Raw genomic sequence first — 22,494 nt, 5'->3', positions numbered from 1 at the left:
CACAGCCTTGTCGCCTGACCGTATCGTCCACCCCGCACGACCCGGCGATACGCTCCGGACAAACGCACCTCCAACGGCCCTTTGCAAAGTCTGACCTGTGCAGCCAGTCTCGCGATACATTCCGGAACCCACATGGCCCCGGCGGTACGCAAACGGCACCGATGGCGACGGTGGTCAGGCCAAACATCTGAAGGGTACCGCGCCGGTCCTCGCCCACGATGCCACCTTGCGCCCGGTCCTGTTCATCGAACAGCAGGCCGGCCTGCCCGTTGAAACAGCTGCCCATGTCCGCGCAGCGCTGACGTCAGTCCTCGAAGCGGGAAATGATCATGACGTCATCGCCGCCGATATGGCCCGCGAAATCCCTGCGTGACTCGATCCGACCCATCAGGATGACGGCCAGCAAACAGATCATCTCATCCCCCCGGAAGTACCCGTAATGATCGTTGAACGGTTTGAATTCAAATCGACGTAGGCAACGACAAAAGCCGTCCCTTCCCGCATCAAAGTGTCCACATGGGCAGTAATCGGGATATTGCCCGACAGAAAAGTCAGCGGATCGGCATGGCAGGCCGCCTCGATCCGCCATTCGGTGACCCCGCGCAACAGGGCTTGTCCAGTGCCCGGCCCCGGATAGCACCCGTTGCGGGTGGCAACGAACCCGTCGACCAGACAACGCTGCTCGGCGTCATGAAACACCTCGCTCAGCGCGTCCGGAGGCTGGTGCGCATCGACCAGCAATGAGTCCTCCTGCTTAAGGTCGTGCATGGATTGCGCACGAAGAGCTCGCGGGAACAAGGTCTGGCCATCTGATCCAAAAAATCTGCCCATTGACAAGGCCCAGCGGCCGGCCCTCATCGGCAACAGCCAGAGTCACACTACAGGCTGGAATACAGCCCGCAAACCATCATCCCGCATCGCGCGCGCCAGCCAGTCGTGCGATGCCATCACGTCCGGATCCACGCCAATTGGAACACTCATAAATCCACAAGTCCGGCTGAAAAAACCTGCAAGGCGCCTGAACCGCATAGCGACCCCCGATACGCCCGTCCGCCCACCCGGATGGCGCTGGCCCGGTACAGGCTATGCCCGAATGATTGCAATCACTTTAAAACCCGTACGGCCAATCGTCATACCATCGACCGTTGCCCGGAAACTGCTCGTGACATATAGCCATGCTGCATACCTTCAGTACCAACGGTTGCTCGTCAACACACTTGTGCCGCGATATTTTTGTTCGGTCCGACTCCCCTGAGCGGGCAAGGACCGATGGCTGTGTTGAGACACGACGGGCGTAGTGATACGGACTCCCTGACTACTGCCCCCTCCCTACAATTGCAGTGGTCGCTCGACACAGCCGCCGGTCCGGACACCATGCGGATGGCCGCAGCAGCGGCCAATGTCTTTCCCGAGGCGCCTTGTGGGGTAAGTGCTGCGCGGGAAACGCCGAGGACGGAAGGCGCAGGCCGTGACAGTCGGGAAAGCACCGACACCTGATGCTTCCAGACGTCCCGCCATCCCATGTCTCTGCAACCGCATATGACTGCCGATATCGTTCAAGTCCGTGCAAGACAGCCACGACATCGCTCAGCAGTCCGTATGGGCCACGGGCTGCAAGGGATAATACGCGAGGACCTCGCAGCCCTTGGGCACAGCCACGTGGCGGGCCGTACATCCCTTGGCCAGATCGATCACACTGATCGATCCGCTGTCCTCGTTGGCTGCCAGAAAGTGCAGACCGTCCGGAGTAAAGGCTCCATCCAGCGGCTTGTCCTGCACCTCGGCAGTAAAGAGGTGCTTGAGATCAGCATCATAAAAGCTCGCCACCGGATCAAAGTCTCCAATGACTGCGAGTATCTCGCCATCGGGGCGATAGCGTGTGATCTGCGCATGCCTGACGTGCCCCGGCAACGCCACCGTACGCAGCAGAGCAAGCTCATCGCGATCGAAGACGAACAGCTCGGGGCGCTCGCTGCTGGTGGCAACCACCCAGGGCCGGGTCAGCGCCGCATCGATGCCATTGAGTCCTGAGGGAGCCTTCACCGTCTTGATGACCCTGCCGTTCTCGCCCTCCATTTGAACCAGGCTGAGCGTGCCGTCCTCCTCGCTTTCAGTGATCAGATGCTCGCGGCCCGGAACGGTGGCCAGTCGATGGACCTTGTTCGACTCCATCCGGATATGACCAACCACGGCATCCTTTTCAGGGTCGATCACCACGATGACCGCACTTTCCTCGCAACAACAATAAACCAGCCCGTTCCCCCCCAGTCGTGCGGTATGCGGCCCGCGCCAGGGTGAAACGTCAATCAGCTTCATCAGCGATCGGGTCGCCAGATCCACCACCGCCACATGATGCCCGGGGTGAGGATTGTCGCCATGGACCCCGTCTCCGAAAATGGGAACATAGGCCTTGCCCCGTCCGGGCGGAATCAGCAGTTCATGGGGCTTGCGCGGCAGATCATCAATCACATGCTGTATCTGCAGACTGCCCGGATCCAGAGAAAGGATACGGCCGGCCGCCTTGTCGACGGCAATCAATCCAAAACCCGAGACATTGTCGATCACTGTTTCCTCCTGAGGGACACATCGGAAATCAGCAGCCGGAACGACATCCCCGCCTCATGCCTGCAAAGACCATCGCGGCCGACCCATATCGTCAAAGGATGTGTCATCCTGACATGGCAAGTCTGAAGACAGGCCATCCGGGCGGCTGCCACCCTGCCCATCGTTCAGGACGGCGACGAACAAACGCTTCAGTCCGTATTCGAAAACAGCGGCAAAACATGTTCTGTCAGTTCATCCGGAACCACGGATGCCAGCCGCCGGCCAATGGCATGGAGATCCCGCCGCAAGCCCGTTGTTCGCTCGAGATCTTCCAGCTAGATCTCGCGCAGGCTCTGCCGCAACAGCTTGAACAGTCGCTTTTTCAACCTGACGGCCTCCATATCGTGTTTGATCGGAGCCACTTCGGCCGCAACCTCCGGTGTCCGGACCGAGAACTCCTCATGCAGGCGTCGCTCCAGTTCCTGAGTGGCCCGCAAGGCATCGATTTCGCCGTTCATCCAGGCCAGCAGAAGGGGTTTGATGGCCGGATCGTGTTGATCGACCACCTCCAGCACACCTTTCCAGATCTCGTCGATCACCACTTCAATTTCGGTGGAGCGCTCAAACACGGTCATATCGACACCAGACGATAAGATGCCGCCATTCTACAGCGCCACGATGACCAGCCAGCTCCTGCCCGCCCCGGTCAGCCACCTGTGTGCCACAGTGTGGTGATCACCGCTCAGCTTCCTTCCTGCGGCCTCCGGCCGGCCAGCAGCACAAGGTCCGCACCAGACAGCCGATACCGCCACCAGCGTCCACGGCGCGAATGCCGCCTACAAAGTCTTGCTCATGAAGATGCGACTGGTTCCGGGCGGCAGACAAGGTATTTCGCCAAAACGCGTCCATCCATGCCGCTCGTAAAAACCCGGGGCCTGGAAACTGATCGTATAAAGCACTGCCGCTTTGCAGCCGCGCCGGCGCCCTTCCGCCTCGGCCGCTGCCAGCAATTGGCTGCCCAGTCCGGCGGACCTGCAAGGTTTGGCCACATACACCAGCTCCACGAACAACAGGCCCAGCGAACTGCGTCCGCTGATGCCTCCCAGCAATTCCCCGGTTTCCGCATCCCGCGCCAGTACGGCCAACGGCAGACGGTCGCCATGGCCGATGATTTCATCGTTGTAGGCGTTCAGCCCTTCGGCGATCTGCTCGACCAGTCCCGGATCGGGCCGGTCAGTCACCGTGATCGAGGTTGTGCGCATGGGCGGGTGCTCCGTGATATCCAATGGACAGACACTCGATGATGCCACATGGCCCCGATCAGACAGGCCACACCGAGCATCCGGCTCAACCCGGCAGCGACTGCGCTCGCGCCTGCTGACGCGGCTTGTAGGTGCAGGCCGGGTAATTGGAGCAGGACTGGAACTCGCCATAGCGTCCGCTGCGCCATACCAGCACCCCCTGACCGCAGGCCGGGCAGGCCTCTTCTTCGATCGGCCGGCCCTTCATATCGGTAACCGTCACGGCACCATCCGCCACCAGCTCCTGCAGAAACACCGACTGCCGACCACGGACGCTGAACATCACCACTCCGCGCCGGGCACGCGTCAACGCGACATAGAACAGCCTGCGCTCTTCAGCGTGGGGGTAATCATCCGCAGTCGGCATGGCCAGACCAAGAATGGAATCATCGCCACGAGTGCTGGGATAACTGCGACCTCTCGACAGTGTCAGCATTTCAGGCAGCACGACGTAGTCGGCCTCGGCTCCCTTGGAACGATGAATGGTCAGAAAGGACAGGTCCAGCCATGCCTCCCATCGCGTCCGTGATGGCGGCAGATACTGACGTTCGGCGTTGTAGCGGCCCAGTATGTAAACGCTCAGCTTGCCATCGCGACCAGGCGGTATCTGCCCTTGCTGCAGTTGCTGAACCAGCTGCTGCAGCCAGTGTTCCACCGCATCGGCCAGGTGCGGCTTCTGGTCCACCTGAAAGGCCTGCAGCACCGGCCCCCGGGCCGGAGCAAGCGAGCGCACCCGCTTCGGGATCTGCGCCGGATTCTTGCCGACGAAATGTCCGGCGATATCGCACAAGGCTTGCGGGCAACGAAAGGTCCGTTCCAGCCTGAGCATCCGGCCATGGCCGAAATAGTCCCGGAAACCCGCCATCACCGAGACATCCGCGCCTGCAAAGCGATTGATCGACTGCCAGTCATCACCCACCGCGAAGAAGTGCCCGGCACCGGTATCCACCATCGCCCGGCACAGCCGTGCACGGGCTCGCGAGGCATCCTGGAATTCATCGGCCATGACCAAGGTATAAGGCAACTGGCAATGACCTTGCTCAAGATGGACGGCGGCCCGATTCAGCATATCCTCAAAATCGATGCCTCCCTCGGCGGCCAGCGCCGCATCCCAGGCCTCCATCACCGGAATCACCAGGTCCAGGAACATCTGGTGGCGATGTCGCTGAATGCCTGAGGTCACCTGCTCCAGTCTCTCGCGCAATGCCTCGGCATCCAGTCCGTTGCTTTTGGCATGGCTTATGAAGGTACGGATCAAGCCCAGCATCTCGGCGGCATCCAGCGGTGGCTGCCCACCCTGGGGAATCGCCCGGTCGGGATGAGGATCAAGGCTGACGCCTCGCTGCAGCAGCTCCTGTGCCAGATGTCCGAACACCGCGCCTGTCCAGCATTGATGCGAAGTGGTCTCGATCAACGCCGTGCCATGACGCTGATGCAGGCGGCGCTTCCAGATCACCCCTTCCAGATAGCCATCGAAATCCGGCGGCGGCTGTCCGCCACCATCCAGCGCGAAGTGCTCATGATGCAAGTCGATGTCCGGGTAGAAGAAATCCGGCTTGTACTGGCGATGCGCGGCATCGGCCGTATCGTGTCGATACGATGCCTCGTATTGATATTCGACACCGTTGTAGAACAGCCAGTTGGCGATCATGGCCTCTTCCTGGCTGCGCACCCACTTGCCGTCAATCGTAGGCAGACGCATCTGCCCGCCATGGCTTCGGCTTCCATCCGTCTCAGGCAGTCCGAAAGCCGGCAGATCCCGTCCATAGACGAACCGGAACAGATCGTAGCGCTCCCTGAACACCTCGGAACGGTCCTTCAAGTCATCGACCAGCTCCGCCAGCTTGTCCAGGCCGGCCATGACGTCGATGGCCCAGTCCGGAATATCCGGCCTGCGTCCAGTGGCCAGACCGATGATTTTCAGGCCCAGCGCATGAAACGTCGCGGTGTCCACCACCATGCCGCTCAAACCCCGTCGCTCGAACGCACCCGCTGCACGCTCCTTCAGCTCCAGCGCAGCCTGCTTGTTGAAGGCCAGCATCACAATCTGTCCGGGATCTGCCAGCCCTCGCTCGATCGCATAGGCGGCCTTGGCCACCATGGTCGAGGTTTTGCCTGAACCCGCCGCCGCCACCAACTGCACCCTGTTGTCGAAACAGATTACGGCACGGGCCTGCTCTTCGCTCAGCGGCTGGCGTTCCACCTGATCAAACAAGGCTCGACAGGCCTCCAGCTCACGAAGGGTATGCGCTTCATTCAAGGCCTCCCAGTCCGCGCGATGATCAGCATCCAACGCAAGAATGCGTTGCTGGATCTGCGTCGCCTCGTCGCCAAGCCCGGCCCGTACTTCGATCTGGTCCAGACAGCGATCGATCTCTTCGATATCGATCGCTGGGCGCACATTTTCCAGTTCGACCAGCTCGACATGGCCAAGCCAGCGGCGATCCCGAACCGCCCGCGCTTCCGCGCCGGCCTTGCGTTCCAGCCAATCACGCATGATCCGGTCGACCTGCCTCAGATAGCCGATATCCTGCGCCAGACGCGCTGCGGCACATCTTGCCGCCAGCGCCTGGGCCAAAGCCTTTCCCTGGACATGGGGCAGACCACCCAATTTCAGCGAACCAGCTCCGCCTGGATGCAAGACGATACCGGTCCAGAACAGGCCATGATGCAAGGTGTGCGATACCGTATCTTCTGGCCTGACCCGATACACCCGCCCCTGGCTTTCAAGCACCAGCTCTGCGCCTTGCAAATACGCGCGCCATGGCGGCGACCCGGTCAATATCCGGCCCCATGCAGATGGGCCCCATGCATTTGTCATCAATTTCGCGGCCTGATCAGGAGCCGAATCAGGGCCGTCAGCGCGGCCGGTCCGCCATCATAGAAAGCCGGGCCACATATGTCACCGAACAAGACAACTGCAATCCGCCAGCCGTCACGGTACTGAACTCGGCTGGCGACACGTCCGGCGCTGGATCAGTCTGCCGCAAAGACGGTATAAGGCCATGAATGGATGAACATACCAGCCATCCCGGTGCGCACGGCCACGGCCATGGGTACCCATGAAGAAATTTTCTCTGTTGCTGGCCTTGACCCTTTCCATGCTGTCGGTGGACACAATGCAGGCCGCAGATGGTGGACCGGCCATATCGTCAACCAGCTTGGCAAAAGCGACGACCTCGCCCGCGCCGGAAACCATGCTCGTCCGGGTCCGGCAATTGGCAGCGAAGCCTGAGGTGGTGCTGCAGCTGGCCCTGCCCTATTGGCGCAGCCAACCCCTGAATCAGGCAGATACCATCGCACTGGGACTGGCGCTGATGAAGGCCGCCAATGCCACGGACCAATCCCAGGATGTGATTGCCATCGCCGCGCGGCTGAGGCCACTGCCCATGCAGCCTCTGGACCGCCGCCTGATGCTGGGCCTGCTGGCCGCGTACATCGATCGACTGCATGATCCTGGCAGGATCCGCCTGATGGAAGACGACGTCCGTCAGCTCGCCCCCCGGTTGCCCGACCATCAGCCTTATATTGCGGATCTGCGGGCCCAGCTTGCGGGATCCTATGCCATACTCAATCTGTTCTCCGACTCGATCCGGCTGGCCAGAGAGGCCATTGCCACCGGATCGCAACATCCCGGCGTGGCTGACTATCGTGCCTGGCAGGTGATCTCCATCGCCGAGATGCGCCAAGGCAAGATCCCCGAGGCCATCGAGGCCCTGCACTCGGCCGAGAAGGCCAGCATCGCCATGAAGATGCCGGATGATGCCTTGCTGCTGTCCAGCTTCAGTGCCCTCTATCTTTATGCCGGCCAGTGGCAACAATCCATCGACTATACCCGGCGCGCCTTGGCGGCCAGCCATATCGCAGGCCGCAAGATGCAGATCAACCGGGCCGACACGTTCAACAACCTGGGCTCGGCCTACAGCCAGCTCGGAGATTTCAAGCAGGCGCAGACCTATTTCCGGGCTGCCATCAAGCTGGCCAAACAGCAGGGGCAGTCCTACGCCTACCCGCTCAACAACCTGGGCGAATTGCTGCGACAGCATGCGCAACCAGCCGAGGCATTGCCCATCTTCCGGGAGGCCCTTGGCATCTTCCGGCAACAGCGCGATGTCCTGGCCCAGGCCGTAGCCTGGGCCAATATCGGCGCCTCGCTGGCGGCTCTTGGTCAGCGCGAGGCCGGTGCCAAGGCATTCGATCAATCCCAGCTCCTTTTCGCAAAGATCCATGACAGCGAAGAGCGCCTGAAAATGTATCCGGACATGATCGCCAATCTGCGCGCCTTGCATCGCTACCGCGAAGCCGTGCAGGTGATGCAGGTGATGCAGGCCTACAAAGAGGCCAGCGACCAGCGCAATTCAGAGCAGTCACGCATCCGCATCGCCAAGCTGGAATCGGTCATCGATCTGGAGCATCAGCAACGCAAACTGGTCGAGGCGGAGCAGGAACACCTCAAACAGCGCAACACCATCGAACGGTTCAAGACACGCAACCAGCAACAGCGACAGTGGATCGGTGGCATGGTCGCCAGCCTGCTGGCCTTGCTGCTGTTTGCCGTGCTGGCCTATCGGCAAAGCCGCCTGCGCCAGCGCCTCAACCAGCAACTTGAACAAAGCAATGTCGAACTGGCCGAACAGCGCCAATCTCTGGCCGAGCTCAACGCCAAGATCACCCATCAGAGCGAACACGATGCCCTGACCGGACTCTGCAACCGCCGTTACGGGCAGGCGTGGCTGGAGCGCAAGATGCTGGCTCTGGCCAATGATTTTCAGCAAGGCACTCCGTCCCCGCCGCTGCTGTTGATGCTGCTCGATATCGATCATTTCAAGAGCATCAACGACCAGCACGGCCATGAGGCCGGTGATCGGGCCCTGACGCATTTTTCCGCCGTGCTGCGTCAGTGCAGCCGACCCGATGACGTGCTGGTACGCTGGGGAGGGGAGGAGTTCCTGTGGATCTTCCCCCAATTGAATCCCCTGGAGGTCGACGCGATCTTCCAGCGCCTGCGCACCAGTCTGCATAGCCAGCCACTGCAGCTTTCGGGAGAACCGCAGATCATCAAGGTCTCCGCCGGCTATGGTCTCGCTCCGGCCTGGCCGACGGCAGATACCGACTGGGCACCATGGCTGAATATCGCCGATGCCGCCTTGTATCGAGCCAAAGCCGGTGGACGCGACCGCATCACGGGATTGCTTCCCTCCGGTCAGGTCCACATGGATGCCGCTACACTGGCCCGGACCTCGATTGCGGAAATGCTTCAAGACGGCTGGCTTCGTGAACAAGACATGCTCCGGAACAGCGACGATACTGCAGCGGACAGCACCGTCCAATGATCGCGGCAGCCAGCGCCGGCGGGGCATCGACAGGTGTCATCAAGCCGCCATGACGCATCCATCGTCGGGCAGAGCGAGCCTGGCAGCAATCTGCCCACCGGACAACGGCTTCTCTGACATCCGCAGCCGTCGCTCTCCCTATCCGCGGAATGACCATACCTATGAAAACCCTCTACATCATCGGCATCGGAGCCGGCGATCCGGATCATCTGACGCTGCAGGCCGTTCGTGCCATGAATGCGGCCGAGGTGCTGTTCATCCCGCACAAGGGTCGTGACAAGCAGGACCTGAACCAGATCCGCAAACAATTGTGCGAACGGGTCATTGCCCACCGTGACTACCGGCTGGTGGATTTCGCGATGCCGGTACGGGAATCAGAGCCGAACGCTTACTCCCAGTCCGTCGCCCACTGGCACGCCGAGCTGGAATCGACCTATGGCGATCTGATCGCGGAGCATTTGGCCGAGGCTCAGACCGGTGCCTTTCTGGTATGGGGCGATCCATCCCTGTATGACGGCACGATCCGGGTGCTGACCCGCCTCCATGCGCGAATCGGAGGCTTTGATTGGGAGGTGATCCCCGGTATCAGCAGCATCCAGGCCCTGGCTGCACGTCACAAGATACCGCTGAACGGTATCGGCGAAAACATTCTGATCACCCCCGGCCGGAAGCTGCCCGAATCGATTCCCGACAACATCGACAATCTGGTAGTGATGCTGGATAGTCGTTCGCATCTGTCCCGCCTGACCGGCCAGCATCTGCATATCCACTGGGGCGCCAACATCGGTACCCCGGGCGAGGAGCTGATCGAAGGTCCGCTGGACCAGGCCTGGCCACGGATAGAAACCGCACGTCAGCGAATCCGGGAAGCGCAGGGCTGGGTCATGGATACCTCGCTGATCCGGCGCATCCGTCCTGATCAACGCTGATCAAGGCCGACCGCGAGACGCTGCTGACAACGGGTTCGGGCGGTGTCCCCGGAGGGATGCTCCAGTCACTTGGAAGCCGCACCTGCAGCCATCTGCCTCAACAGACCGTAGCCATTCATGTCATGCATGCAGAGCTGAAGCCGAGCAATGCATACCATCTCAATATCATATGATGGACTTCTTTACGTTTATATACTTCTACAGAACATACACCACCGACATGCCAACAGGATGGGCGATGCATTCAGAGATCAGCGATGATTGTGGCGAGCCTGAATGACCAGGAGACCGGCGAAGGACATCCCCAGCATGCCAAAAATCCATCTCGGGCCAGCCATGGCAAGACCGATCAAATCCCGCCGCACGAAAGCGGGGACCTTCTGACTTATCATCCATGCCCCGAATCGACGTCCTGAATACCACCGTGAAAATCACTCGACCCGGACTCCTCTCTCTGCTGTTCCTGGTGCTGCCCCTGGCTTTGGATGCCGCGCCGGCCCAGCCCCGGCACATCATCGTGGATACCGATATCGGCGGTGACATCGACGATGCCTTTGCACTGGTGCTGGCCCTGCATTCACCCCGGCTGAAGCTGGATCTGGTCACCGCCAGCTATGGCCAGACCGGGCTCAAGGCACGCCTGCTTCGACATCTGCTCGACGATGCGGGACGCCCCGACATTCCGATCGCGGCGGGACCTGTGACTCCGAATCTCGACGGGTTTGCCCTGAAGCCCTGGGCCGAGGCTTCGCCCCGCCCGCGAACTCCTTTCCCCGACGCCGTTGACGCCATACTGCAGCGGCTGCGTTCGGCACCTGCGCACAGTATCGTGCTGGTGGCAATCGCTCCCCTGACGACCATCGACGCGGTGATCCAACGCGATCCCGAGACTTTCCGCCGCTTGCAAAAAGTCATCGTGATGGCCGGCTCGATTGCCAAGGGATATGGCCGTGCGGCGGGAACCAACTCTCCATCGGCCATGCTGGAAACCAATGCCCGACTGGCGCCACAGGCACTGCGCGATCTGCTTCACTCAGGGGTGCCGATCGAAATGCTGCCACTGGATGCCACCGAAGTGGCTGTGAATGGCTCGCTGCGCACTCGCCTTTTCGCAGCCAGACCACCACTGGGCGCCGACTTGCAGGAACTTTACCGGGAATGGGACGCCGCCAGCCGTTATGGTCATACACCGGTCGCCTTCGATGTCGTTCCGGTGGCTCGTCTGCTCGACCCTTCTGTATGCAAGCTCCACGCCATGCATCTGGACGTTTCCGATCGAGGTGATACCCGAGTGACACCAGGCCCTGCTGATACCGAGGTCTGCCTGTCCGTCAATGCGCAAAGGGTCCGCGATCTATTGGTTGATCATCTCTGAGCGCGGCCGCGGAATGCATCCATGGAATGATAGATACCCATCCACTCACCCGCGATCCGGTCAAACCATCGAATCGGAAGCAGCCCCTGCAACAAGGGCAGCCAGCAGAGAATGCGCGGCAGTCGAAGAAATATCCGGTCCGAACGCACTGCCTCCATGATCCGCCGCACCACAAGCTCGGGCTGGAGAACCGGGATAAAGCGCGACTGCACGCCATCAAACATGCCGGTGTCGATATAGAACGGCGCGACCGTGGTGACCTTGATTCCGGTCTGTTCGCGTTCCATCTCGATACGCAAGGAGTCGGACCAGCCGATCATGGCCCATTTGCTGGCGCAGTAGACTGACATCTTCGGGTTTGAAACCATACCTGCCGCCGAAGCGATATTCACGATATGGCCACACCTGCGTGCCAGCATGCCCGGCAGCAGGCTCCGGCTGAGATACATCGGCGCCAGACTGTTGACGGCCATGGTCGCGGCGATATCCGCAGGCTCGTGCTCCACAAAGTTCCGGCCGCATACGATCCCGGCATTGTTGACCAGGATATCGACCCGCAAACCGGCCGACTCCAGCGCTTCAGCCGCCTCTCCAATCGCCGCGGGGTCAGCCAGGTCCACATCCTGGGTCACCACCTTATAGCCCTGATCCTTCAACCCTCGACCCACGACAGCCATCGCGTCGACCTGTCGATCCCAGATCAACAGCTGGGCCGCACCGGCTTCCAGCATTCGCAGCCCCAGCAGCCGGCCCAGCCCCGAGGCACCACCGGTGATCAGTATCGTGCTTCCACGGATCCTGCTCATCACCCACCTCCCGAATCGTGGCGATCAAGAGCCACGTCGTCCAGATGTACACCTTTTCGGAGGCCGTGAAACCCTGCGCCGCAGCATAGGTTCCATGGCCGCAAGCGCCAAGCGGCAATGACGTCCAGCCTGGCGCCTCAGGCCACGGCCGGCATTCATTCCACATGCAATCCCGGATAACGCTGCAACCAGGCCTTGGCAGCGACCCGCTGCCGATATATGGGGTGTTTGTCTCCCGAAAAAGCCGGCGTCGGCCGCAAACGCAGATCGAACAGATCATCCAGCCCCCAGGGGGCCATGATCTCGACACGCCCTCCGGCATCGAGCCGCACTGCCACCGCCGTCGCGGTTTCCGGCCAGCGTGCGATCGCATCGGCCACCGACAGGTAGGCAGCATCTCCATTGCGCCGATGCATTCTCGCCTGATTCTTGACTGACCAGCGCAGTTGGGGCATCAGTGCCGTGAGCATGGACTCGTGAATACGATCCGCTGCCCGCCCCGGGTGCTCGTGATCAAACCAGACCACATCGACATCACCGAACGGAAGCGACACGACCTGTCCATGGAGATGATCCCATACCGCATCGCGGACAAACCCCGCACCGATCCAGCCATCCTCAAGCTGCAAACTCCGCACGGCCTGCAGAGCTTGCCAGCGGACCGGATCGGCGTGCAGCAGCCGGACCAGGCTGCGTCCGTGGCCACAGCCGGAAGACATCAGCGCCGGGCATCGCGCAGCTGAGCTGCGATCAGGCGGTGACATGGGCGAAGCGCCGGCAATGCTCCAGATAACCACCCTCGTGGTCCTGCACCAGTTGAACCACGCTGCGCCACAGCCAGGACGGTGTGTCGATGGTCCTGGACCGGTTGCGACCCAGTTCTTTCAGCCATTGCTCGCGCTGCTCCGGACTCATCTGCGCGCCATGGGCACGTCCCACCACATTGCCGAGATAGCCAGCCACGTCCATCGCCTCGCTCTGGCTGAGATGGTCGATGTCGATCTTGAGATCCTGCGGCAGCAGCTCGCGCAGAAACACTGCCTTGCCCATGAAGCGAGCGGCCAGCATCCGTTCCCCGAGGTGCGGCGACAGATGGAGTGCGCCACTGACGACACGCTCCCCATTGTCCTTGGGCATGACCGCGCCGCTGTCGCGCGGTGCCACCGAGCGCGAAGCCTCCTTGATATCAAGCAGGCACAGACTGCTTTCCGGATCCTTGTCCTTGCCGACCTGCACCAAGACCGCATATCGCAACAGACCCAGCGAGCTGCAGCCCTTGACCCAGTAGGCGGCATCCAGCAACCGAACCTGATCCTTGCTGTCACGACGACTCAACGCGGTGGCCAGCACCCTAACCGCTTCACTGGCCACCAGCGACTTCAGTTCACGACGCTCATCGGCACTGATCGGCCAGTACTTCCTGGACAGGGGAATATTCGGCTCGATGCCCTCGATTCGCTCGGCCGCCAAATGCTTCCACTTGCGCCGGATGGCCTTGCGCACCATAAGATGGATTGATTCCGGCCGCTGCCGGATCGTTCTGCCCGAGCCCGGCTTGCCGATCAGCGCCTGCTCATAGCCCTCGATCAGCTCCTCCATCATTTTTGCCGTCACGATCCCGGACAGATCCGAGCCGCGGGCGGCCATCGCCAACGACAACCCCAGCCGCACGATATCGTGCGCCGGATTGCCGATCACGGTCTGGTCCAGATCGCGGATCTGCACCTCCACATCACCATCGGCATTGGCCACCGGACCGATGTTGCTGACATGGCAATCACCACAGATCCATACCGGCGGCCCATGCGGCAAGCTGGCGTCCGCCTGCCCCAGCCACTCATAGAAGCGACTTGTCTTGCCTCGGACATAGGCGTGAGCCGAGCGGGCCATTTTCATCTGACGCTTTTGCGTCAACAGCGGGCCACGCTGCCCTAGCTTGGGGAAACTCTTCGACATGCGATGGCATCCGGATCAGGCAAGGGCCCCTGAATACCATGCCGGAGGATATGCCAGCCAGCCCGCCACCCACTTCCTCGCCGTCCGGTCCGGGCCTGGACCCGTTTCATCCGTCGCAAACCAGGCCTGGCACTGTGCTTCGCTGTAATGCTGTCCGGACTCAATATCGGCACCGGTATGGCCCAAGCAAGCCGTCACCACACCAGCGATATCGGTATACGCCTGCCGCTTGTCACCTTCGAATGGCACGATGATCCAGGCCGCCCGCACCAGGACCAAACCCAGCACTCCGCCAGCGGCGCCTTGCTTAAGACGGATCGTCATCCGAAAGCCCCGATTTCTTATGCAGCGACGGCTGGCGATGCCAGTGCAGCAGCAGGTGCAACAACATGGCCATCGTATACAGCGAAGTGAGCATGCCGGTGATGGCCGTCCAGTTCAGACCAGAAAACCAGCCCCATACGCCATTGAAGCGCGCGATCAGCCAGGCTACCGGCAACGACAGTTTCGCAAGTGCCAGCGAGACTTCCTTGCTCATCGCGGAACTCCGGGCATCAAAAAGTCGCCCAACCAGGCGACCATGAAAAAGCCCCGGCAGTGGTCTGCCAGGGCTGGGGGAATGCCATCTCAAATCAGCGGGTGTGATCGGACGGTGCCAGATTTCCATGGAAGAATTAATTAATCAACACCTTCGAACACACTAGGGCGTGTCATCAATTGAGTGCAATGACTGAGGCAATCCAGTAGATGGCACCGAGGAAATTTCGGGCTGTCTTGTCGTACCGGGTGGCGATAGCCCGGTACTGCTTGAGTTTGGCGAAAAAGTTTTCGATCAGGTGTCGATCCCTGTACAGCGCCCGGTCGTAGTCCCGCTGCACTTTGCGCGTGGGATGGGAAGGGATCACAATCTGCGCGCCGATGCGCTGCATGGGCTCAATGACACGCGCCCGCGCGTCGTAGGCGCGATCGGCGAGCAAAGCCCCGACCGCCGCCCCAGGCAACAAGGCATCTGCACCTTCGAGGTCCGAAGCCTGGCCTGCGCTCAGATGGAACGCCACCGGGTTGCCCAGTGCATCGACCCGAGCGTGGATCTTGCTGCTCAGTCCGCCGCGGCTGCGTCCGATGGCCTGTGGCCCCCCCTTTTTGCCCCGGCGCTGTGTTGGTGCGCCCGGACGATGGTGCTATCGATCATTGCATATTCGTTGTCGGCATCCTTTGACAAGGCGTCAAATACCTTTCGCCAGACACCGGATCGGCTCCAACGGCTATGCCGCAGGTGGATTACGCGAAAGTCGCCGAAGCGCTCGGGCAAATCGCGCCAAGGAATGCCGGCTCGATAGCGGTAAAGCACGGCCTCGACAAACAGCCGGTTGTCCTTGACGGTGACACCGACATGGCCAGCTCGGCCGGGAAGCAGATCGCGGATGCGATCCCATTGATCATCGCGCAGGGCGTAACGACGAGACATGGCAGGATTGGGAAGCTGAGTATCAAGCGACAAGCATCTACTATTTGACCAATTGATGACAGCCCCTAGACTTGTTATTGCCCATCGGCCAGAAACTATACGGGCAGCTGATAGAGTTTTTTGGATGGATGGAGGTGCAATTGTTAATATGTCTAAGCAGTAGATTAAAAATCACTTGGATATAAGGCGAGACTTGAGAGTATTTATTTTTGGACCATGTGACTCGGAGAATTATCATGATTAAAAAATTATCTGAAAAGTCGCTTTTTATTTTTACTTTGATGATGTCTTTTTATTTAGCATCTTTTTTTTGCATCGTCATCGGATTTGATGTCGCGTGTAGATGCAGATATTGATATGGATAGCCTTGTTTATCGGGCATATCACCAAAAGTGGGGGCATGTGGCAGTAGGGAGTGAACAAGCCTTTCTCAAATCGTTGCTGAATATCAGTCGGGAAATTAGTGTAACTAGAGTCAAGTCATTTAGTGGTGTTCCACATGAGGCTAGATCCGAGCCCATTCGAACAAGTGATGGTCTAATTTTGAGTGATGTGGATATATTTTATGGGGAAGGTCAGTCCTCTTCCGTTTCTATCAATTTGTCACCAAAATCATGCTTTACAAAACTTTCCGTTCAGAGAGTCATTGGTGATATACCTAATATTTTGCTCGGGGCTGAGCCAAATCCATACATAACTTACTTTACCTCAGATAAAAGAGTTTCAATAGACGTTAGTCGCGATAGTAGTAAGGAGTGTGTTGCGAGTATACAAGTCAAACTGAAGTGACTCTTTGTAATTATTTATTTAACATTTCGTGGGGGGGGGGGCGGTCTCAAGAATCAAGTGCAACACCTGACGACCATTTCGCCATTTCTTCAGCCATCACCTCTTCTGGAGTTCGCCATCCAAGCGTTTGACGGGGCCGACCGTTGAGCAGGCAGGCGATATCGTTAAGCATGGTTTGGCTGGGCAGCGACAGGTCGGTGCCCTTGGGTAAAAACTGGCGGAGTAGTCCGTTAGTGTTTTCATTGCTCCCGCGTTGCCATGGGGCATGTGGATCGCAAAACCAGACATCGAGCTTCAGTCGCTTGCTCAGGTCAGCATGACAGGCCATCTCGCTGCCTCGGTCGTAGGTCAGGCTTTGACGCAGGAAGGCCGGAAGCTTTTTCATTTGTCGCGTAAATCCTTCCATGGCATCTCCTGCAGTGCAGCCGTCCATTCGACATAGAATCACGAACCGAGTTTTGCGTTCGACCAAAGTGCCAATCGCTGATCGGTTGAAGGCCCCTTTGATGAAATCGCCTTCCCAATGCCCCGATACGCGCCTGTGCTTGATGTCCTCCGGTCGATGCACAATGCGCAACGATTCCGGTACAAAGCTGGCTCCAGCCGCTGTCGTTCGGCGCGTGCCGCGACTGGTTTTGGCCTGGCGAAGCGCCTGGATCATTCCTTGTTTGAGGGCATGTAATGACCCACTGAAAAGCTGCTCAGGTGTTACTTTCCCCGAAGGAGACACCGATGAGCGAAATGATGGACGAAGAGATCAAGCGCTGGACCGCCCGGCGCAAGTCGGCATTGGTCCTTGAGATCATCCAGGGCAAGACGACGGTGGCCGCGGCCAGCCGGCAGTTCGACCTGACCCTGGCGGAGATTGAAAGCTGGGTGGAGGACGGCAAGCGCGGCATGGAGAACGCGCTGCGGGCCAAGCCAGAGGATGTACGCGAGCAGTACGAGCGGCAGTTGAAGGATTTGCAGGAAGCCTACGGCGAGGCCATGCTGGAGATCCGCGCCCGAAAAAAGCTGGCATCCCTGCTGGGAAAGGACGAGAGCTGATGCACTCGGTCCAGCAGGATTTGAAAGCCGAGGGTATCACTGTCCCGATGACCAAGCTGTGCCAATGGTTCGGCGTGGCCCGTCGCACGACGTATTACAAGCCGACCAGGTCAGCGGCCAAGGTGAAGCCGGAGCTGGCCGAGCCGATCAAGGCGATGATCGAGGCCGAGCCGTCATTCGGTTATCGCACGGTCGCCGCGTTGCTTGGCATGAACAAGAATACGGTGCAGCGGATCTTCCAGCTAAAAGGCTGGCAGGTGCGCAAGCGAGCGCTCGGCCAACGCCCGCGCATCGAGGCCAAGGTATCGCGTGCCGAGAAGCCGGATCAACGCTGGGCGACCGACCTGTGTCGCGTCTGGGGTGGCAAGGACGGCTGGCTCAGCTTGGCGCTGGTGATCGACTGCAGTACCCGTCAGCTGCTGGGTTGGCACCTGTCACGGACCGGAAAGGCCAGCACAGCCTCGGCGGCCCTGGAGCAGGCGCTCATCACGCGCTACGGCACGCTGGGACGAGTGCGGGAGCCGTTCTTGCTGCGCTCCGATAACGGTTTGGTCTTCACCAGCCGTGACTACACGCGACTGGTGCGCAGTTACGGCTTGAAGCAGGAGTTCATCACCCCGCACTGCCCTCAGCAGAACGGGATGGTCGAAAGAGTGATCCGCACGCTGAAGGAGCAATGCGTGCATCGGCATCGCTTTGAGAGCCAGGTCCATGCCCTGCGAGTGATCGCCGACTGGATCGCCTTTTACAACCAACAACGCCCGCATCAGGCACTGAAGATGATGACCCCGGATGAGGCCTACGCCGCTACATTAACCGCATGACCTGCGCAGAAACCGGTGGGTCATTACAACCGCACTGATCTACCTGACCTGGCTGCAATGGAGGCCAGTGTCAATCATCGCCATACACCAGCGAGGCGCTGGCTTCAGTGATGTTTTGGTCAACCATCTCCCCTATTCCGACCAAGGAAAGATCAACTGGTGGCTAAAAAACAAGACTGATCTCAAGGAACTTTACGACATTCCCCGACCTGAGCCCGATGGATGGTACGTAGTCAACTTCTGGCTGTTCCATGATGGTTACAAGGAAGATGATGGCTACGACCGCCTGTGTTTTGATGACATAAAGACCAAGGCGCACTGCATCGACAAGGATCGCGTCTTCTCCGTGCAATGGAGCCAAAACCAAGGCACCGAACTTACCGTTCATGACGGCTATTACTTGTACGATAAAAATGGTCGACTTCGAAAATTCAAATTCGAACCCCTTTGAACTACCGGCACCCGGCACCCGGTTTGCTCAAGCCCCAAGTGCAACACCCTCCAGCTCGTATGCTCCCATGCCCAGGAAACACGCGATGAATGAAAAGATACTTGTCGCCTGGTTTAGGCGGCCATCTATGCTCAGCCGAGAGGAACCCTCAGACAATGAATGATCCAGGTGCTTGGTCTGGCCAAAAGCCGTCGCGATACACGCCACGCGACCTCGGATGGAGCCGGCCGCGTGTCGGATTCACCCATGCCAGATCAATGTCAGCGTGCACAGGTCTCAGCTCTGATATGTCGTGTCGTATTTCACACCGGAAGCCCCATATCCGCTTGCCATGCCCATCAAGCAGGCGGGAGACCAAGGTACTTTGCCCCGTCGCCTCTGTGCTCCTGATCGTGGTAGAGATCCAGACACTTCAGTAAATCGAACCTGATTCCTTTGATCTCTGCTTCTGCCAGTGGCAGGTGATAGTCACGTGCCAAGTAACTGTCCACCAACGGCTTGATATCAGATGGCCCCCTCATTCCTGGATACGACTCCCTCTTGCGCAAGGCAGCCAAACTGTTGTCCATATCCTTGGTCGTACTTGGGTCCGAGCGATAAGCCTGACTTAGACAACTGACCAGGACACTATCCCTGAATCGGCTTGCATGCCCAGAGAGCTCATACTGCATGCGAGACAAATGACGGGAATCTGCGGCGAACAGCCCAGATGCCCAAACGCAGGCTGCTGCGGCAAACAGCACAAACAATGGCACCGAACGTTCATGACTCATGGTCTTTTCCCGTCAGTTTTGCAGCTTTGCACATACTGAAGCTCTGCCTCATCACGCCATGGCGGGTCAGACCGTCCCCTCAAGGCGACAAGCTGGCTTCGCGAACCTGGGGCTCTATCACCATGCGCCTTGCCTGCAACTCCAGAGCTTGGCTGTGATACATATCCAGGCACTTCAAAACACCATAGCGGCCGGACGGCAGACCGTGCGCCTTCAGCCATACGCTGTAATCACGCCGTAGATAGCCTCTCACCAAGGATCTGAAGGCCGCCGAGGCATGATCCAGATCGTATACGGTCCAGCCATCAAGGGCACTCACGCTGCTACCTGCATCCTTGGCGATTTCGGCGTCATCGGGATAGGCATCCGTGATGCAAATGGCCAGCAGCATGTCTTTATAGTTTTCGAGGTGGCTTCGGCTACCTCCTTGAGGTTGAGAAGGTTGAGTATCCGTATGCGTGGCTAGAGCCATCGTTGGAGCAGCTGCCGTTAAACAGCAGACCACAAGCAGCCGCGTCACTGCCCTGCCCATGGCAACACCCACAGAACTGCATCTCTGGTTTGATACTTTGCACCCGGCGAGTTGAAATAGCATTTGTCGTAGCAGCTTGAACCATTGAACAAGCTGGCATGGCCACTGGCATCACCCCAACCCGATACCCCAAATATAATGACCCCTTGCTTGCCTGACAGCCCAAGACCGTTGCGAGGCTGGTTGAGCTGCACGTCCGCATGCCCCCATCGCTGCTGAAGAAATGACCGCAGGGCCTTCACCCGGTAGAAATACTGGTGGTGCCCACGCCCGGGTATTGTTTTCCCAGAAAGATGAGGAATAGGCATCCCAGCCTGAGCAAGGATATAACTCATCCGTATCGCGCAAGTATTCACCCAACGATGTTCCGGGATAGGATCTCGAATCCGCCTGGCCACCTCTCCCCCGATCAGTACGGCGACTCGTTCGGCGGATTGTGCGGGACTGTAGATTCGTCCCGCGGCCTCCCATGCGTCTGAAAATCTTGGCCGATCCATATGTCATCCATGACTGACCCAGCTTCGAAGATCATTCATACCACGGCCGTCGTCGTATGGATGTGAGCATTGGACGCCACGTCATCACACGGGCATGCGCGAAACTTTTCAGCAGCACGTCATCGTCTTGCCCGTTTTATCACATGACATTTGGGTCGTGCCCTCTCCTATTTCACGTCGGCAACGTCACAATGACTGGCAACTACACGGCCTTGCGATATTCTTCACCGTCAGAGGCCCCTCACAAGCCGAAAATACATCGCGTGATCGTGCCCCATACGTAGACGTCTGGCCATCTCCTCCGGCAACGGATGTTTCATGGTGATTTTCCATTTCGCCGACATTGCCAGTCCGGGTCCAAAAGTCGGATAAACACTCCCAATCAAGCCGGAACGACCATGACGGCCATGCAGACCCCTTGCATCATCTTCCAGACCCGGCACCGGATGGACGACTACGGCGCCAGAGACATGCGTTACGGCGATCTGACAGCCGATCAATTGCAGCACCAATATCACTTGGAGCAGGTTTCAGCCACGATTGATCCATATCGCCTGAAAAAAAGACTGCCATTCACTCCATCACAATACCAGTTCGGCACTTACTACAAGAGTGAAAGCGACATCACGCTTGAGCAATGTGCCAGGATACTTTTCGACGAGTTCCGAAGTGAATCGCGATTGTTTTCATTTTATGGGCCATACAGACATTTGATCATCGACATGATCAACCATATGCAACATGCAAACGGGGCGCCATTCAGGCACATACTGCTCGACATGGCTCTTAAAAATAAAATAATCAACTCCACATCAACAAAAAGCAATATAAAAATCATAAATACCACACTTAAATCCAATATCAACTGGAAAGAGTCGACATACCCAATGGGAAAGATAAGTGATTTCAGAGACAACATCAGCGAAGGAGCACTCCCCAAATTCACTTCTTTATTGGATGCAATCAATGGCATGGCCTTGACAGTACATGACACATGGGCGACCCAGATCACCATAAGCAATCTTTTTGTACATGATAATTTTTACAACGCAAAAATTCACTACAAGATCCAGGATCACTTCGGGCTGGACGAACAAGACATATTAAAATACCAAACAAGAAACCTCAGCATCATCAAGACGTGGTTCTTTCTTCAGCGATATAATCTACTCGGATTCAAGCCATTCATGACCAACATGGAGGCCACAATTGATATCTCCGGGCGTCGCAATGAAGAAAGAGAGTAAAATATTCTCGACTGCCACTTCAGTGGCATCAATTATCGCGGCATCAACAATGCTGTGGAGCGTACTACCCACCACAAAAGTCATTGACACTCATCAACATGAATATTTCAGCAGCATACTCGTCAATCACCTCCCGTTGACAGACAATCTGAAAATACGCTGGTGGAAAAACAATTGCAGATCAATTTTGAAGGAATATAAAATCCCGACCCCAAGTCGAGATGGCACCTATTACATCACCATCTGGTCATTCGGCGAAGGCTACATGGAGGAAGATGATCATGACCGCCTCTGCTTCCATGACATGAAGGTGAAAAACAGATGCATCAAAAAGGATGCGCTTTTATTTATAAACCACAGCAAAAATCGCGGCCTGATCCTGGAAATAGAAAACAGAAACTATCGCATCGAAAACGATGGCTCGGTGACGAGACTTCGTAACTCATAACCATCTCCATCAATAACTTTCCAGGTCCGCCTAGTGTTTTTTCTGGCAAACAGGCCTGGGCACGGTTTGCGCCAATCCTGCATGGCCTGTCTTGGTAATTTATGATCAAGGGCCTTCTTGAGTAAAATGATCGTTGCAAAGGCGCGCATGATGAGTCAGCGTCGATTGCAGATA

Annotated in this window: 23 protein-coding genes and 2 pseudogenes; 10 read left to right on the top strand and 15 right to left on the bottom strand. The window is 58.3% G+C overall.

The genetic code is table 11. The features are described 5' to 3' along the window. Nucleotides 1-226 precede the first annotated feature (226 nt). Entirely contained in the window at nt 227-373 is a 147-nt protein-coding gene (locus FRAAU_RS17395; RefSeq protein ID WP_169314753.1) for a hypothetical protein, read from the top strand. Nucleotides 374-411: 38 nt separating this feature from the next. On the opposite strand, the gene FRAAU_RS17390 is transcribed toward FRAAU_RS17395, so the two are convergent. From FRAAU_RS17390 to FRAAU_RS07940, 5 genes are all read right to left on the bottom strand, one after another. Continuing rightward, nucleotides 412-741 (bottom strand): CBS domain-containing protein, encoded by a 330-nt coding sequence (locus tag FRAAU_RS17390; RefSeq protein ID WP_169314752.1) that lies wholly within the window; start codon nt 739-741, stop codon nt 412-414. An 846-nt stretch (nt 742-1,587) separates the two neighbouring features. Continuing rightward, entirely contained in the window at nt 1,588-2,565 is a 978-nt protein-coding gene (locus FRAAU_RS07955; RefSeq protein WP_014403031.1) for a WD40 repeat domain-containing protein, read from the bottom strand. A gap of 314 nt (nt 2,566-2,879) precedes the next feature. Beyond that, nucleotides 2,880-3,179: a hypothetical protein gene (locus tag FRAAU_RS07950; RefSeq protein WP_014403030.1), complete on the bottom strand. Its 300-nt coding sequence runs from the start codon at nt 3,177-3,179 to the stop codon at nt 2,880-2,882. Between the two features lie 201 nt (nt 3,180-3,380). After that, entirely contained in the window at nt 3,381-3,806 is a 426-nt protein-coding gene (locus FRAAU_RS07945) for a GNAT family N-acetyltransferase (protein ID WP_014403029.1), read from the bottom strand. 85 nt (nt 3,807-3,891) lie between these two features. Further along, on the bottom strand, nt 3,892-6,666 hold the full coding sequence (locus tag FRAAU_RS07940) for a UvrD-helicase domain-containing protein (protein WP_014403028.1): 2,775 nt from the start codon (nt 6,664-6,666) through the stop codon (nt 3,892-3,894). A 241-nt stretch (nt 6,667-6,907) separates the two neighbouring features. On the opposite strand from FRAAU_RS07940, the gene FRAAU_RS07935 reads away from it, so the two are divergent. The 3 genes from FRAAU_RS07935 to FRAAU_RS07925 all read left to right on the top strand — a co-directional run bounded on the left by FRAAU_RS07935 (nt 6,908) and on the right by FRAAU_RS07925 (nt 11,482). Continuing rightward, a complete protein-coding gene (locus tag FRAAU_RS07935) occupies nt 6,908-9,178 on the top strand; it encodes a tetratricopeptide repeat-containing diguanylate cyclase (protein WP_014403027.1) in 2,271 nt (756 codons plus the stop codon). Nucleotides 9,179-9,339: 161 nt separating this feature from the next. Continuing rightward, entirely contained in the window at nt 9,340-10,107 is a 768-nt protein-coding gene (cobF, locus tag FRAAU_RS07930) for a precorrin-6A synthase (deacetylating) (protein WP_014403026.1), read from the top strand. A gap of 394 nt (nt 10,108-10,501) precedes the next feature. Next, the gene (locus FRAAU_RS07925) at nt 10,502-11,482 is read left to right on the top strand and encodes a nucleoside hydrolase (RefSeq protein WP_014403024.1); all 981 of its coding nucleotides are present in this window, start codon (nt 10,502-10,504) and stop codon (nt 11,480-11,482) included. Here the strand turns inward: FRAAU_RS07925 and FRAAU_RS07920 are convergent. The 6 genes and pseudogenes from FRAAU_RS07920 to FRAAU_RS16935 form a co-directional block, all read right to left on the bottom strand. Further along, nucleotides 11,473-12,288 (bottom strand): SDR family NAD(P)-dependent oxidoreductase, encoded by an 816-nt coding sequence (locus FRAAU_RS07920; RefSeq protein ID WP_014403023.1) that lies wholly within the window; start codon nt 12,286-12,288, stop codon nt 11,473-11,475. The two genes, FRAAU_RS07925 and FRAAU_RS07920, sit on opposite strands and share 10 nt — an antisense overlap. Nucleotides 12,289-12,443: 155 nt before the next feature. After that, nucleotides 12,444-13,007, bottom strand: coding sequence for a nucleotidyltransferase family protein (locus tag FRAAU_RS07915; RefSeq protein ID WP_014403022.1), 564 nt, complete (start codon nt 13,005-13,007; stop codon nt 12,444-12,446). Nucleotides 13,008-13,038: 31 nt separating this feature from the next. Further along, complete coding sequence (locus FRAAU_RS07910) at nt 13,039-14,244, bottom strand: DUF2252 family protein (protein WP_014403021.1); 1,206 nt, start codon at nt 14,242-14,244, stop codon at nt 13,039-13,041. Between the two features lie 15 nt (nt 14,245-14,259). Further along, on the bottom strand, nt 14,260-14,568 hold the full coding sequence (locus FRAAU_RS18010) for a glycoside hydrolase family protein (RefSeq protein WP_014403020.1): 309 nt from the start codon (nt 14,566-14,568) through the stop codon (nt 14,260-14,262). Further along, nucleotides 14,552-14,782 carry a hypothetical protein gene (locus FRAAU_RS07900; protein WP_014403019.1) on the bottom strand — a complete coding sequence of 77 codons (231 nt, stop codon included), beginning with the start codon at nt 14,780-14,782 and terminating at the stop codon, nt 14,552-14,554. The genes FRAAU_RS18010 and FRAAU_RS07900 overlap by 17 nt, the downstream gene beginning before the upstream one ends. A gap of 175 nt (nt 14,783-14,957) precedes the next feature. Further along, nucleotides 14,958-15,712: pseudogene (locus tag FRAAU_RS16935) on the bottom strand (IS5 family transposase). A gap of 330 nt (nt 15,713-16,042) precedes the next feature. Here FRAAU_RS16935 and FRAAU_RS17210 point away from each other — a divergent pair. Next, a complete protein-coding gene (locus FRAAU_RS17210) occupies nt 16,043-16,501 on the top strand; it encodes a hypothetical protein (RefSeq protein WP_156803379.1) in 459 nt (152 codons plus the stop codon). A gap of 46 nt (nt 16,502-16,547) precedes the next feature. Here FRAAU_RS17210 and FRAAU_RS07885 read toward each other — a convergent pair. After that, nucleotides 16,548-17,177, bottom strand: a pseudogene (locus FRAAU_RS07885) (IS30 family transposase); the annotation flags it as partial. A gap of 56 nt (nt 17,178-17,233) precedes the next feature. Here FRAAU_RS07885 and FRAAU_RS07880 point away from each other — a divergent pair. From FRAAU_RS07880 to FRAAU_RS16930, 3 genes are read left to right on the top strand one after another with little or no spacing between them, the layout of a single operon-like run. Then, entirely contained in the window at nt 17,234-17,548 is a 315-nt protein-coding gene (locus tag FRAAU_RS07880) for a DUF1153 domain-containing protein (RefSeq protein ID WP_014403016.1), read from the top strand. Beyond that, nucleotides 17,548-18,372, top strand: a complete 825-nt coding sequence (locus FRAAU_RS07875; protein ID WP_014403015.1) for an IS3 family transposase — start codon at nt 17,548-17,550, stop codon at nt 18,370-18,372. The genes FRAAU_RS07880 and FRAAU_RS07875 overlap by 1 nt, the downstream gene beginning before the upstream one ends. A gap of 1 nt (nt 18,373) precedes the next feature. Continuing rightward, nucleotides 18,374-18,823: a DUF943 family protein gene (locus tag FRAAU_RS16930; RefSeq protein WP_083841145.1), complete on the top strand. Its 450-nt coding sequence runs from the start codon at nt 18,374-18,376 to the stop codon at nt 18,821-18,823. A 338-nt stretch (nt 18,824-19,161) separates the two neighbouring features. Here the strand turns inward: FRAAU_RS16930 and FRAAU_RS16925 are convergent, their stop codons facing one another. From FRAAU_RS16925 to FRAAU_RS18005, 3 genes are all read right to left on the bottom strand, one after another. Continuing rightward, on the bottom strand, nt 19,162-19,596 hold the full coding sequence (locus tag FRAAU_RS16925) for a type VI secretion system amidase immunity protein Tai4 (protein WP_014403013.1): 435 nt from the start codon (nt 19,594-19,596) through the stop codon (nt 19,162-19,164). Between the two features lie 79 nt (nt 19,597-19,675). Then, on the bottom strand, nt 19,676-20,068 hold the full coding sequence (locus tag FRAAU_RS07860; RefSeq protein ID WP_014403012.1) for a type VI secretion system amidase immunity protein Tai4: 393 nt from the start codon (nt 20,066-20,068) through the stop codon (nt 19,676-19,678). 44 nt (nt 20,069-20,112) lie between these two features. Then, nucleotides 20,113-20,625: a type VI secretion system amidase effector protein Tae4 gene (locus FRAAU_RS18005; RefSeq protein WP_014403011.1), complete on the bottom strand. Its 513-nt coding sequence runs from the start codon at nt 20,623-20,625 to the stop codon at nt 20,113-20,115. Nucleotides 20,626-21,023: 398 nt separating this feature from the next. On the opposite strand from FRAAU_RS18005, the gene FRAAU_RS07855 reads away from it, so the two are divergent. Together FRAAU_RS07855 and FRAAU_RS07850 are read left to right on the top strand one after the other, a co-directional pair. After that, nucleotides 21,024-21,872 (top strand): DUF3289 family protein, encoded by an 849-nt coding sequence (locus tag FRAAU_RS07855; RefSeq protein WP_014403010.1) that lies wholly within the window; start codon nt 21,024-21,026, stop codon nt 21,870-21,872. Then, complete coding sequence (locus FRAAU_RS07850) at nt 21,856-22,320, top strand: DUF943 family protein (RefSeq protein WP_014403009.1); 465 nt, start codon at nt 21,856-21,858, stop codon at nt 22,318-22,320. Before FRAAU_RS07855 ends, FRAAU_RS07850 begins: the two co-directional genes overlap by 17 nt. Nucleotides 22,321-22,494: the final 174 nt, after the last annotated feature.

This window comes from Frateuria aurantia DSM 6220, from assembly GCF_000242255.2.
Lineage (GTDB): Bacteria > Pseudomonadota > Gammaproteobacteria > Xanthomonadales > Rhodanobacteraceae > Frateuria > Frateuria aurantia.
This window is presented reverse-complemented; position numbering and strand designations above follow the sequence as displayed.